Below are 12,162 nucleotides of genomic sequence, written 5' to 3' on the forward strand. Positions count from 1 at the left end.
TTCTCCTGATATTTACAGACTTTCAAAACTAAAAGATAAGCGGTACTTGATAAAAGTAGGCGGTCTTGGCGTTTTAAAAACAACCCGAGACTTTACCTAAAAAAAGCGTTCTTTGCGACTAATTCATGGGTCATCCTGTGAAAAAAACAAATTTTATTTGGCCTGCAGTATAAATTGCCCAAATGACCGGCACAGTTTGGGGCTGGCAATGGTGTGTGTGACGGTATTGGTGTGTGCATCAATCAGCGAAACGGTATCCGAGCCCCAGTTGGCAACGACGACTTGATTGGTTGTTTTGTCATACTCAATGCCTTCTGGAAACTCGCCGACGGTGATCGTTTTCACAGTTTTGCCATTGCTTAAGTCAATCACTGAAACGCTTTCTGCATGATTGTTGCTGACGTAAGCCCAACGGCTATCTGGGCTGATGGTCACACCATAAGGATGTTGCCCGGTTTTGACTGTGCTGGACTGGTAAGTGTCTACGTTTAACAAAGTGAGCGTGTTGCTGACAACATTGACGACGAATAAGGTACGCGCGTCCGGGCTGAGGGTTAGTGCAAAGGGATGTAGCCCAACTGGAATTTGCGCAATGGTTTTGAGTGTCCTGGTGTCTACCACTGTGACATCATTGCTGTCGCGATTGGCAATAAACAGTTTTTTGTCATCTGCACTCACCAGCAGCCCCGAAGGCGTTTTGCCTGCCTTGAAGGCTTTTTGTTTTTCCGGGTGCGCGGTGTCGACCGCAATCACCTGTTCACCACCCCAGTCTGCAACATAGAGGGTGTTTTCGTCGCGGCTGAGGGCGATGCCGACGGCTTGTACGTGTACGGGGATGTCATACACTTTTTGCTGGGTTGTGCTGTTGATGACTGAAACCGTCTGGCTATTGGCGTTGCTGATGTAGATGCGCTGTTGTTTGGTGGCAATGGCGACACCTACGGGTGCTTTGCCGACCTCAATCGTGTGTGTGACCTGTTTTTTTTGCGTATCCAGCACGGAGACCGTGTCATTGCCCTGGTTGGTGATGTAAGCCAGGTTGCCAGCATATGATTGGGGGATCCATGCCAATAATGCTAGCCAAAAAAACGCTGTCGAAGCTTGTTTTCGTAATTTGATGGCAGAGGTGAAAAGCAGGTGCATAACCGACAAACGATTGTGAGTGTATAAGGTTGACAGCATTATTAATTATATAACCATAAATTTATTGTGGGGATTTTGCGGTTTTTTTGTAAATATATGAAAAGAAACAGGATATTTCCCTGTGACCCTAATGGACTATTTTATACCGGTAGCCGTTTGACTTAAAATCACCATGAAAATTTAACTTTATTAAACTTTGAATGAAACCAAGGGAGTCACAATGAAAAAAATAGTTGATGCTGGCCTTAAGTTGCTGTTGTCGTTTTCGATGCTGGCAACGGCGCAGTCTGCCTTTGCCTTGACCACAGGTACCGTGGTTGGTAGCAATTTTGTGGATGGCCAAACCAGCTATTCCACGAGCTTTGCTGATGGTACAACCGCTACTTTTGTTGGTAGCAATGCATTCAAGCAAAAAAGTCAGGCAGGGATCACTGGTGTGGGTATCGCTGGTGGCAGAACAAATGACGAAATTGATATTGGTGAAACATTGACCGGTACGTTCTCTAAAGAAGTGATCGTGTCTTCCATCAACCTGGCATTGCTGTTTGACGGTCCAGAGTACAGCGACGTTAAAGAAGTGGCAAAAATGCTGGTGAGCTTTGCTGACGGTGGAACAGGTGTTTACTACCTGACAGCCACTGGCGTGCACACAGCGGCCTGGACTGGCGAAGGTTCAGTCGTGTCCATCGGTAGTGGTGCTGTTGATGGCGGTACAGGTGCATGGCAGTTGAACAATCCGTTTGGTTTCCGTTCTATAGACAGCATTGTGTTCACTGCAGTCAAAGGCTATCCTGACTCACATTGTAAAAAATGTGATAACCAGTCTGATTACACTTTTGTCAACATGACCGTGATTCCAGTGCCAGAAGCAGATAAGTCTGCCATGATGTTTGCTGGCCTGTTGGTTGTGGGTGGCTTGGCTGCACGTCGCATGAAATCCTGATCTTTTCAGGGCATCAGTAAAAAAGCTCACGCATAGTGAGCTTTTTTTTTGCGCAAAACACGCATACTTTTATGGCAGACGCATGATGGTTGTCCTTTCATTAAAGGGCAAAGTGTGAAAAAATTGCAGCAAATATTGAAGGCAGTTTTTTATGTTAGATCGTGATGGATACCGTCCGAACGTTGGGATTGTGCTTTGCAATGCACATAACCAGGTGTTTTGGGGCAAGCGTATCAGAGAGCATGCGTGGCAGTTTCCGCAAGGCGGCATCAAATATGGTGAAACGCCGGAGCAAGCCATGTATCGTGAGCTGATGGAAGAGGTGGGCCTCAAGCCTGAGCACGTCAAAATTTTGGGCCGTACGCGCGACTGGCTGCGCTATGAAGTGCCTACCAGTTGGATCAAACGTGAATGGCGTGGCAGTTACAAGGGCCAAAAGCAAATCTGGTTTTTATTGCGCCTGACCGGCCGCGACTCAGATGTGTCGCTACGTGCGACTGAGCATCCTGAGTTTGATGCCTGGCGTTGGAGTGAATACTGGGTGCCACTCGAAGACGTGATTGAGTTCAAGCGCGAGGTTTACCAATTGGCGCTTAACGAGTTGGCAACCTTTTTGCATCATTCCGGCCGCAGGACTGGCGGCAAGCCGCGCAAACCTGCGCCCGCAAGCAAATTGCCACCCGCTGTCACCCCTGAATAATCTATAGCCACACGGCTGCTGCGCGGTCTTGTGGCAAAATCCAGTCCAGTCGCAAGCCATGGCAGGTGTAGCCGGTTGGATATTTCACTAAGTAATCCTGATGTTCAGGCTCAGCTAGCCAAAAGTCGCTGACAGGCGTGATCTCGGTCACGACTTTGCCGGGCCAGATGTGTGTGGCATTCATCTCGGCAATCAGTTGTTCTGCCGCCGCTTGTTGTGCCGCGTTAGCATAATAAATGGCAGAGCGGTAAGATGGCCCCAGGTCGTTGCCTTGGCGGTTGAGGGTAGTCGGGTCGTGAATCTGGAAAAAGAACACCAGCAGCTGCCTCAGGCTGATCTGTGACGCATCAAATTCGACTTCTATCGCTTCTGCATGGTTGCCATGATTGCGATAAGTGGCGTGCGCAACCTCGCCGCCGGTATAGCCTACGCGGGTGTCGATCACGCCGGGCAAGCGTCGAAACAGGTCTTGCATGCCCCAAAAACAGCCGCCAGCGAGTGTGATAGTGTCGTGCATTTTTCCTTCTTTCCAGAATATCTGAGGGTAAACAAGCGAGAGTAGCCTGCTTGCAGTGGCTTTTCTGCTTTGTCGTGTATCAAATCAAATACTTACAATCTGTCCAGTATAGGTGGTTTAGGTTAAAATACTGAGCTTTAGTTCTAAGCAATGTTGGGGAGCATATGGCAGTCAAGGTAGGCATTAACGGGTTTGGGCGAATTGGCCGTATGGCGTTGCGTGCGGCGATTGAGCAAGCAGAGTTCAGCAATATCGAAGTGGTGGCAATTAATAGTTCATATGATGTTGAATACATGATGTATTTGCTCAAGTATGACTCTGTGCATGGCCGTTTTAATGCCAAGGTTGAAGCCGACAATGGCGCGCTGGTGGTCAATGGCAAGCGCATTCACCTGACTGCAGAACGTGATCCTAACAATATCGACTGGCGCAAAGGCGGCGCTGAGGTTGTGATTGAATCTACCGGCGCTTTTTTAACCCAGGACACCTGTCAGTCACACGTGAACGGCGGCGCTGTTAAAGTGGTGCAATCTGCACCGGGTAAAGATGATACGCCGATGTTTGTGTACGGTGTGAATCATACCGAATACGCTGGCCAAGCGATTATTTCTGCCGCTTCCTGTACCACCAATGGCCTGGCGCCGTTGGCTAAAGTGCTGCATGACAGCTTTGGGATCAAACGTGGTTTGATGACGACGATACATGCGGCGACAGCTTCACAATTGACGGTAGACGGCACCTCGAAAAAAGACTGGCGCGGTGGCCGCAGTGTGTTTGAAAACATTATTCCTTCCAGCACCGGCGCTGCCAAGGCGGTGGGTAAAGTGATTCCATCCCTCAACAAAAAACTGACCGGCATGGCTATGCGTGTGCCTTCCGCCGATGTGTCTGTGGTAGATCTGACCGTAGAGCTCAACACCGAAACCACCTATGAAGCGATTTGCGCGGCCATGCAACAAGCGGCCGATGGTGCGTTGAAAGGCGTGCTGGAGTTTACTAACGAAAAAGTGGTGTCCAGCGACTTCCGCAGCAGTGCAGCGGCTAGTGTGTTTGATGCCGATGCAGGCATTATGCTGGACCCGACCTTTGTCAAAGTGGTAGGCTGGTACGATAACGAATACGGCTATACCTGTAACCTGCTGCGTCTGGTTCAACACATTGCTTAATCATGCACGGGGCTTTATGCCCCGTTTGCATATGTCACACATACATACCTTACCAGTTTATATTCAAGCGGCGGCGACCGCTCAAGGGAGACCTTCATGAAATTCATCAAAATGACCGACCTCGACTTGCGTGGCAAGCGGGTGTTTATCCGTGCCGACCTCAACGTGCCGGTAAAAGATGGCGTGGTGACCAGTGATGCCAGAATTGTGGCCAGCATGCCGACCATTGAGTATGCCTTGAAGGCGGGCGCCAAAGTGATGGTGACTTCGCATCTGGGGCGCCCGGAAGAAGGTGTGTACAGTGAAGAGAACTCATTGCAGCCGGTCGCCGATGTGATGAGTAAATTGTTGGGGCAACCAGTGCGCCTGGTGAAGAACTGGCTGGCGCCCAATGCGCCGGAAGATAGTCTGACCACGCAGGACGGTCAACTGATTTTGCTGGAAAACTGCCGCTTTAATGTCGGCGAAAAGAAGAACAACGATGAGTTGGCTAAAAAATATGCCGCGTTGTGTGACGTGTTTGTGATGGATGCGTTTGGCACTGCACACCGTGCCGAAGCCTCTACGCATGGCATTGCCAAGTTCGCGCCAGTCGCCTGTGCAGGTATTCTGCTGACGCAAGAGCTGGATGCATTAAGCAAAGCCTTGCTGGCACCTGCGCGCCCGCTGGTGGCCATCGTGGGTGGTTCCAAAGTGTCAACCAAGTTGACCGTTCTGGAAAGCTTGTCTGATAAGGTTGACCAGTTGGTGGTTGGCGGTGGCATCGCCAACACCTTCCTCAAAGCGTCTGGTCAGGAGGTCGGCAAGTCCTTGTGTGAGGATGATTTGATTGGCACGGCGAAATGCCTGATGGACAAGATGTCTGCGCGTGGTGCCTGCGTGCCAATTGCCAAAGATGTGGTAGTGGGCAAGCAATTTGATGCCAATGAACCTGCGGTGAAAAAGTCGGCAACGGATGTGGCTGCTGATGAGATGATTTTTGATATTGGCACGCAATCAGCCGCTGAGCTGGTGGATATCATCATGAAAGCAGGCACCGTGGTCTGGAACGGCCCGGTGGGCGTGTTTGAATTTGACCAGTTTGGTGATGGCACGAAAACCATTGCCAAGGCCATTGCTGAAACCAAAGCCTTTACACTGGCGGGTGGTGGCGACACGATTGCAGCGATCCAGAAGTATGATATTTACGACAAAGTGTCTTATATCTCAACCGCGGGTGGTGCGTTTCTTGAGTTCCTTGAAGGCAAAACCCTGCCAGCAGTAGCGATTCTGGAAGAGCGCGCTGCCTAAAATACATGCAGGCTGAGGGTTGTCGCTACACGGAGAGCGGCACCGTCAGCCTGTGATGTTTGTCGTAGACTTCTACCCGGTTGCGGCCCTGTTTCTTGGCCACATACAAAGCTTTGTCGGCCTGTTCTATCAATAAATTACCGTCTTCACTGAAATTAAGCCACTGGTTACGCGCGTGCTGCTCTTTGTGTGATTGTGATTGCTGAAGGCCCAGTGAAGCCACGCCTATGCTCACGGTCATCAGACGGTGACCTGCAAAACGGATATCCAGTGCCATGACTTTCTGCCGGATGCGTTCGGCGATTTTGGCCGCTTCCTGTTGTGTGGTCTGCCCCAGCACCAATACAAACTCTTCACCACCATAACGCGCTGCCAAGTCGCCCGGGCGATTGCTGTAACGTTTTAATATGCCTGCCAATTGGCGCAGGCACTCGTCTCCCGCCCCATGCCCCATGCTGTCATTCAGCTGCTTGAAATGGTCGGCATCGACCATCATCACGCTCAGGCTGGATTGATGACGGATGGCGCGCGACCATTCGTCACGCATGAATTGTTCCAGCCGCCGACGATTGGCCAGCCCGGTCAAAGGATCGGTCAAGGTGAGGGCCGAGATGCGGTCCTCAGTCTGTTTGTGGTGGGTGATATTCGTGAGCGAGAGTAAAAATAATTTACCATCGGCCAGTGTGGTTTGCATCGGTTGCAGGTTGAGTGTCAGCCAGGTAGGTTCCTGGGTGGGGGTGTGACACAAATAGTCAGTCGTGAAATGCGCCATGGAGCCGCTGAGTACGCGCTCGATACCGTCCAGTAGTATGGGTTGATTGGTATCTTCGTTGGCACGGCAGAGTTCCAGGTAGGCAATGCCAAACCAGTCTGTTTCGATGGCCAGGCCATAAAGTAGCCCAAATTGGCGCCAGGCCTGATTGACGTAAATAATGCTGCTGGTCTCATCAATCACTGCAATTTGCAGGGGTAATGTGTCCAGGATACCACTCAGTAATTGTTCTGCGATGTTCACAAAATATCCGATGGCCAGTTGCTTGCAACATTCAAAAGATTCAACTCTATTCTATTCAAGGCTTTGGCGCCTGTCTAATGCTAATTGTTGAAAATTAGCATCAAAATTGCTTGTTTTTACCCTATCCAGAGACGAAGGAGTCAAAAATGGGCATTCGGGTGGGGATTAACGGTTTTGGTCGTATTGGCCGTATGGTGCTGCGCGCCGCATTAAATCAGGCTGAGTTCAAAGATATGGAGGTGGTGGCCATTAACGGCATCGAAGAACCGGACCATATGTTGTATATGCTCAAATATGATTCCGTGCACGGCAGGCTGGCACAGGATGCACATTTAGAGGGCGATTTCCTGGTAGTGAATGGCAAGAAAATCCGTCTCACCGCGCATACCAAGCCTGCCGACATTGATTGGCTATCGGCGGAAGTCGATGTGGTGATTGAGTGTACTGGCGTGTTCCTGACCCAGGAGACCTGTGCTGCACATATTGCGGGTGGCGCACGTATCGTGGTGCAGTCTGCGCCAGGCAAAGACGATACGCCCATGTATGTCTACGGTGTCAATCACTACCATTATCACGGTGAAGATATCGTCTCGGCGGCGTCGTGCACCACCAACGGGTTGGCGCCCATCGTGAAAGTGTTACACGACAACTTTGGTGTCAAACGTGGCTTGATGACGACTATTCATGCCGCGACTGCGACACAAAAAACCGTGGACGGTACTTCCAATAAAGACTGGCGCGGCGGCCGCGGGGTATTTGAAAACATTATTCCATCCAGTACCGGTGCGGCCAAGGCTGTAGGCAAAGTGATTCCGGCGCTCAATAAGAAGCTCACAGGCATGGCTATGCGCATTCCCTCGGCGGATGTATCCGTGGTCGACTTAACTGTGGAGTTACAGCAAAAAACCAGTTACGAAGAGATTTGTGCGGTGATGAAATATGCGGCTGAGCGCGACCTCAAAGGCGTGTTGGGTTATACCGAGGAGGCAGTGGTCTCCAGCGACTTCCGTGGTTTCCCGGCGGCTAGTGTGTTTGATGCGGGTGCGGGCATTATGCTGGATCCGACCTTCGTTAAATTGATCGGCTGGTATGACAATGAATACGGCTATACCTGCAACCTGCTGCGCCTGACCCGTTATGTCGGCTATGCCAAGTTGTCGATGACCAATTTGCCTGTGGTTGAGGAGGATGAGGCCGTCGCTGCTTGATGTGTTAAGCATCAATTTATTCGCCAGCAATCGCGTCACGCATTTATAATGCTGTTTTTACTTGTGTGATAGACATTATGCGTGCGCCTTTGCTCGAAACTTCCATCAAAAGCCTGAAAAAACTGCACCAGGGTAAGGTGCGTGATATTTACGATATCGACGCCAAAACCATGTTGCTGGTGAGTACAGATCGCTTAAGTGCTTTTGATGTGATTTTGCCGACAGGGATTGCGCACAAAGGCGCCATGCTGACGCAAATGGCTGATTTCTGGTTTGAGCAGTTACAGGATGTCGTGCCTAACCATTTAACGGGCATTGCGCCTGAGTCTGTGGTCGCCCCTGATGAGGTTGAACAGGTCAAAGGCCGCGCCGTGGTAGTGAAAAAGCTTAAAGCCTTGCCATTGGAAGCGATTGTGCGTGGTTATCTGGTCGGCAGTGGCTGGAAAGAGTACAGCGCCAAGGGCACCGTCTGCGATATCCCATTGCCCGCCGGACTGCAATTGGCGCAGCAATTACCGAAACCGTTATTCACACCGTCAAGCAAGGCAGCCGTCGGCGAACATGACGAGAATATCAGCATTGCCCAAGTCGAGGCGCTGATTGGCAAAGACATGACCGCCCAGGTGGAAAGAGCCGCCATTGCCTTGTACACGCGTGCGGCGGAATATGCACGCACCAAAGGCATTATTATTGCCGACACCAAGTTTGAATTTGGCGTCGACGAGCATGGCGTATTGCATGTGATGGATGAGGCATTAACCCCGGATTCTTCGCGTTTCTGGCCTGCTGACCAATATCAGATTGGCAGTAATCCACCCAGTTATGACAAGCAATACGTGCGCGACTGGCTGGAAAGTTGCGGCTGGAACAAGGTTGCGCCAGGCCCTGAATTGCCTGCCGATGTCGCACAACGTACTTCTGATAAGTATATGGAAGCGTTTGCCAAGTTGACAGGTCGTACCTTAAAGGTCGATTAGCACCGCATGGGATTGCGCGCGCAATTGGCAACCCTGGCCAGCCGCTTTAAGCAGGAGGTGGCTTTTTACCGTGCCTTGCATGCGCATCCGCAAACGCCCTGGCTGGCCAAGGCCTTGCTCTGGCTGGCACTTGCTTATCTGGTGCTGCCGTTTGACCTGATCCCGGATTTTATCCCGGTGATAGGCCAACTGGATGAACTGGTGATTATTCCCTTATTGCTTTACCTGGCACTCAAGCTGATCCCGGTGGCTGTTCGGCAGTCTTGCCGTGATTCGGTGGCAGTTGTGCCGGATCAAAAATAGTGCTGTTTGCCAGCAAATGTTCATATTATTCGCCTATAATGGCGCTTTTTTGTTGAAATGGGTTTGAGAAGATGTCTTTGAATTTGGTGCCAAGCGGCAAAGATTTGCCCCACGACTTTAACGTCATTATCGAAATTCCGGCCAACGGCGACCCGGTTAAATACGAAGTAGATAAAGAAAGTGGCGCGCTGTTTGTGGATCGTTTCATGGGGACATCCATGCAATATCCATGTAACTACGGCTATATTCCACACACTTTGGGTGATGATGGAGACCCGGTTGATGTGCTGGTGATTACACCCGTGCCATTGTTGCCAGGTGTGGTGGTACGCTGCCGCGCATTGGGTATGCTGAAAATGACGGACGAAGCCGGTGGTGATGCCAAAGTACTGGCTGTGCCTATCGAGAAAGTATGCGGCCTGTATGCTTATCAGAAAACCTTGAGCGATGTGTCACCTTGGCGTTTGGACATGATTGCCCACTTCTTTGAGCACTACAAAGACCTGGATAAAGGTAAATGGGTGAAAATCGAAGGTTGGGAAGGCATTGAATCTGCGCATAAAGAAATCACTGATGGCGTTGTGCGTTACAACGAAGCAGAAGTGAAACCAGCGTTTTAGTCTGACGTTTTAAGCAGGCGTTTTAATCAGAAACGTGATGCACAAAAAAGCCGGGTCTTTTACCCGGCTTTTTGTTTGTGAATGGCTTGTTAATGTAATAGCGGCACGATCAGCAGCGCCACAATATTGATGATCTTGATTAATGGATTCACTGCCGGGCCAGCCGTATCCTTGTAAGGATCGCCGACCGTATCGCCCGTCACTGCCGCTTTGTGCGCATCCGAGCCTTTGCCGCCGTGATGACCGTCTTCAATATATTTTTTGGCGTTATCCCAGGCGCCACCGCCTGTACACATCGAAATCGCCACAAACAGGCCGGTGACGATGGTGCCCATCAATAAGCCTCCTAAGGCAACCGGGCCCAGAAACAAGCCTACCAAAATCGGCACGGCAACCGGTAATAATGATGGCAACATCATTTCCTTGATGGCGGCACTGGTCAGCATGTCGACAGCTTTGCCATATTCCGGTTTGGCAGTGCCTTCCATAATGCCTTTGATTTCGCGGAACTGGCGGCGCACTTCTTCTACCACGCTGCCCGCGGCACGGCCGACCGCCTCCATCGCCATGGCGGCAAACAGGAACGGAATCAGGCCGCCAATAAACAGGCCGATAATCACTTTTGGATCGCTTAAGTCAAAACTGGCGGTAATGCCAGCCCCTTCCAGTTTGTGTGTGTAGTCGGCAAACAGCACCAGCGATGCAAGGCCTGCGGAGCCAATGGCATAACCTTTGGTGACTGCTTTGGTGGTGTTGCCTACCGCATCCAGCGGGTCAGTCACATCACGCACGCTGCTGGGCAATTCTGCCATTTCGGCGATGCCGCCTGCATTATCGGTAATCGGGCCGTAGGCATCCAGCGCGACCACAATGCCTGCCATGCTCAACATGGCCATGGCAGCAATCGCCACGCCATACAGTCCCGCCAGGTGAAAGGCGACGTAGATGGCGATACAAACCGAAATCACCGGCAGCGCGGTCGATTTCATGGACACGCCTATCCCGGCAATAATGTTGGTGGCATGGCCAGTGGTCGAGGCTTGTGCCACGTGTTTGACTGGCGCGTAGTCAGTGCCCGTGTAGTATTCGGTGATCCACACCAGCGCTGCGGTTAATACCAGGCCCACTGCACAAGCGCCGAATAGTGCCTGACTGGTGACGGTGACTTCACCATGCGTATAGCCTTGCGGAAACACATACTGCGTCACAAAATAGAATGCAATCAGAGAGAGTGTGCCTGCGACGGCCAGGCCCTTGTACAGTGCTGGCATGACGTTTTTCATGCCGGGCGAGGCCTTGACGAAGAAACAGCCAATAATGGATGCGACGATTGAAACTGCGCCCAGCAATAAGGGGTAAATGACACCGTTGGCGCCTGCTTCTGCCGCCATCAGGCCGCCGAGCACCATGGTAGCGATCAATGTCACGGCATAGGTTTCAAACAGGTCGGCGGCCATGCCTGCGCAGTCGCCCACGTTGTCGCCCACGTTGTCGGCAATCACTGCAGGGTTACGCGGATCATCCTCAGGGATGCCTGCTTCCACCTTACCTACCAGGTCGGCGCCAACATCGGCCCCTTTGGTGAAAATGCCGCCACCCAGCCGGGCGAAGATAGAAATCAATGAAGAGCCAAATGCCAGGCCGATCAGTGGATTCAGGTCTGTCGCCTGTTCGGCGCCGAGATAGGCATAAAAGCCAGCCACGCCTAATAGGCCCAGGCCCACCACCAGCATGCCGGTAATGGCGCCACCTTTAAAGGCCACATCCAGCGCTGCGCCTATGCCGTTGGTGGCCGCCTGTGCCGTGCGCACATTGGCCTTGACCGAGACATTCATGCCAATAAAGCCACAGGCGCCGGATAATAAGGCGCCGATGACAAAGCCGACGGCGGTTTGCGCGCCTAAAAATACGCCAATTAAAATAGCCAGTACTATACCTACCAGTGCGATGGTTTTGTATTGCCTGGATAGATAGGCGGCTGCGCCTTGCTGAATGGCCCCGGCAATTTCTTGCATGCGGGCATTGCCCGCGGGTAAACCTGAAATCCACTTGCTCATTACTACGCCATAGAGCACCGCCAACACTGCAGCACCGAGCGCTAACATTAATGCGACTGACATGACTTCTCCTGTTCCTGATGAAACTGCGTTAAACGTAATGACTGCTTGTAACCGCGCTATTTTATTTGTAAATAAATTGTAACGGGTTGGGTCATTATTGCACTATTAAAGTGCGTCTACAAGCGCGTTTTCAGGGCTGTTTTGGCGGCGGAAAAGTGCT

12 protein-coding genes are annotated in these 12,162 nt (G+C 51.3%); 8 read left to right on the top strand and 4 right to left on the bottom strand.

Annotated elements, in window-relative coordinates:
- Window positions 1–153: 153 nt before the first annotated feature.
- Window positions 154–1,071 (bottom strand): beta-propeller fold lactonase family protein, encoded by a 918-nt coding sequence (locus INP78_RS01460; RefSeq protein ID WP_228522583.1) that lies wholly within the window; start codon window positions 1,069–1,071, stop codon window positions 154–156.
- A gap of 292 nt (window positions 1,072–1,363) precedes the next feature.
- Here INP78_RS01460 and INP78_RS01465 point away from each other — a divergent pair, with 292 nt between their 5' ends.
- Together INP78_RS01465 and INP78_RS01470 are read left to right on the top strand one after the other, a co-directional pair.
- Entirely contained in the window at window positions 1,364–2,086 is a 723-nt protein-coding gene (locus INP78_RS01465) for a hypothetical protein (protein WP_194740440.1), read from the top strand.
- 151 nt (window positions 2,087–2,237) lie between these two features.
- Window positions 2,238–2,786, top strand: a complete 549-nt coding sequence (locus INP78_RS01470; RefSeq protein ID WP_194740441.1) for an RNA pyrophosphohydrolase — start codon at window positions 2,238–2,240, stop codon at window positions 2,784–2,786.
- A 1-nt stretch (window position 2,787) separates the two neighbouring features.
- Here INP78_RS01470 and msrA read toward each other — a convergent pair whose 3' ends face one another.
- Window positions 2,788–3,303 (bottom strand): peptide-methionine (S)-S-oxide reductase MsrA, encoded by a 516-nt coding sequence (gene msrA, locus INP78_RS01475; protein WP_194740442.1) that lies wholly within the window; start codon window positions 3,301–3,303, stop codon window positions 2,788–2,790.
- Window positions 3,304–3,467: 164 nt separating this feature from the next.
- On the opposite strand from msrA, the gene gap (INP78_RS01480) reads away from it, so the two are divergent.
- Both gap (INP78_RS01480) and INP78_RS01485 read left to right on the top strand, forming a co-directional pair.
- Window positions 3,468–4,469, top strand: a complete 1,002-nt coding sequence (gene gap, locus INP78_RS01480) for a type I glyceraldehyde-3-phosphate dehydrogenase (RefSeq protein WP_194740443.1) — start codon at window positions 3,468–3,470, stop codon at window positions 4,467–4,469.
- A 96-nt stretch (window positions 4,470–4,565) separates the two neighbouring features.
- The gene (locus INP78_RS01485; RefSeq protein WP_194740444.1) at window positions 4,566–5,759 is read left to right on the top strand and encodes a phosphoglycerate kinase; all 1,194 of its coding nucleotides are present in this window, start codon (window positions 4,566–4,568) and stop codon (window positions 5,757–5,759) included.
- 25 nt (window positions 5,760–5,784) lie between these two features.
- Here the strand turns inward: INP78_RS01485 and INP78_RS01490 are convergent, their stop codons facing one another.
- A complete protein-coding gene (locus INP78_RS01490) occupies window positions 5,785–6,774 on the bottom strand; it encodes a diguanylate cyclase (RefSeq protein WP_194740445.1) in 990 nt (329 codons plus the stop codon).
- 146 nt (window positions 6,775–6,920) lie between these two features.
- On the opposite strand from INP78_RS01490, the gene gap (INP78_RS01495) reads away from it, so the two are divergent.
- The 4 genes from gap (INP78_RS01495) (at window position 6,921) to ppa (ending at window position 9,882) form a co-directional block, all read left to right on the top strand.
- Window positions 6,921–7,982 (top strand): type I glyceraldehyde-3-phosphate dehydrogenase, encoded by a 1,062-nt coding sequence (gene gap, locus INP78_RS01495; protein ID WP_194740446.1) that lies wholly within the window; start codon window positions 6,921–6,923, stop codon window positions 7,980–7,982.
- Between the two features lie 77 nt (window positions 7,983–8,059).
- Window positions 8,060–8,959 carry a phosphoribosylaminoimidazolesuccinocarboxamide synthase gene (locus tag INP78_RS01500; RefSeq protein WP_194740447.1) on the top strand — a complete coding sequence of 300 codons (900 nt, stop codon included), beginning with the start codon at window positions 8,060–8,062 and terminating at the stop codon, window positions 8,957–8,959.
- A 6-nt stretch (window positions 8,960–8,965) separates the two neighbouring features.
- Window positions 8,966–9,262, top strand: coding sequence for a YkvA family protein (locus INP78_RS01505; protein ID WP_194740448.1), 297 nt, complete (start codon window positions 8,966–8,968; stop codon window positions 9,260–9,262).
- 71 nt (window positions 9,263–9,333) lie between these two features.
- On the top strand, window positions 9,334–9,882 hold the full coding sequence (gene ppa, locus INP78_RS01510; RefSeq protein ID WP_194740449.1) for an inorganic diphosphatase: 549 nt from the start codon (window positions 9,334–9,336) through the stop codon (window positions 9,880–9,882).
- Window positions 9,883–9,971: 89 nt separating this feature from the next.
- On the opposite strand, the gene INP78_RS01515 is transcribed toward ppa, so the two are convergent.
- The gene (locus INP78_RS01515; protein WP_194740450.1) at window positions 9,972–12,002 is read right to left on the bottom strand and encodes a sodium-translocating pyrophosphatase; all 2,031 of its coding nucleotides are present in this window, start codon (window positions 12,000–12,002) and stop codon (window positions 9,972–9,974) included.
- Window positions 12,003–12,162: the final 160 nt, after the last annotated feature.

Origin of the sequence: Methylophilus sp. 14, from assembly GCF_015354345.1 — a bacterium.
In the GTDB taxonomy this organism is placed as follows: Bacteria; Pseudomonadota; Gammaproteobacteria; order Burkholderiales; family Methylophilaceae; genus Methylophilus.

Coding starts and splice junctions, on each gene's coding strand:
- INP78_RS01485 (WP_194740444.1), top strand. CDS start 4,566: ATGAAATTCATCAAAATGACCGACCTCGACTTGCGTGGCAAGCGGGTG.
- gap (WP_194740443.1), top strand. CDS start 3,468: ATGGCAGTCAAGGTAGGCATTAACGGGTTTGGGCGAATTGGCCGTATG.
- msrA (WP_194740442.1), bottom strand. CDS start 3,303: ATGCACGACACTATCACACTCGCTGGCGGCTGTTTTTGGGGCATGCAA.
- ppa (WP_194740449.1), top strand. CDS start 9,334: ATGTCTTTGAATTTGGTGCCAAGCGGCAAAGATTTGCCCCACGACTTT.
- gap (WP_194740446.1), top strand. CDS start 6,921: ATGGGCATTCGGGTGGGGATTAACGGTTTTGGTCGTATTGGCCGTATG.
- INP78_RS01505 (WP_194740448.1), top strand. CDS start 8,966: ATGGGATTGCGCGCGCAATTGGCAACCCTGGCCAGCCGCTTTAAGCAG.
- INP78_RS01465 (WP_194740440.1), top strand. CDS start 1,364: ATGAAAAAAATAGTTGATGCTGGCCTTAAGTTGCTGTTGTCGTTTTCG.
- INP78_RS01500 (WP_194740447.1), top strand. CDS start 8,060: ATGCGTGCGCCTTTGCTCGAAACTTCCATCAAAAGCCTGAAAAAACTG.
- INP78_RS01470 (WP_194740441.1), top strand. CDS start 2,238: ATGTTAGATCGTGATGGATACCGTCCGAACGTTGGGATTGTGCTTTGC.
- INP78_RS01515 (WP_194740450.1), bottom strand. CDS start 12,002: ATGTCAGTCGCATTAATGTTAGCGCTCGGTGCTGCAGTGTTGGCGGTG.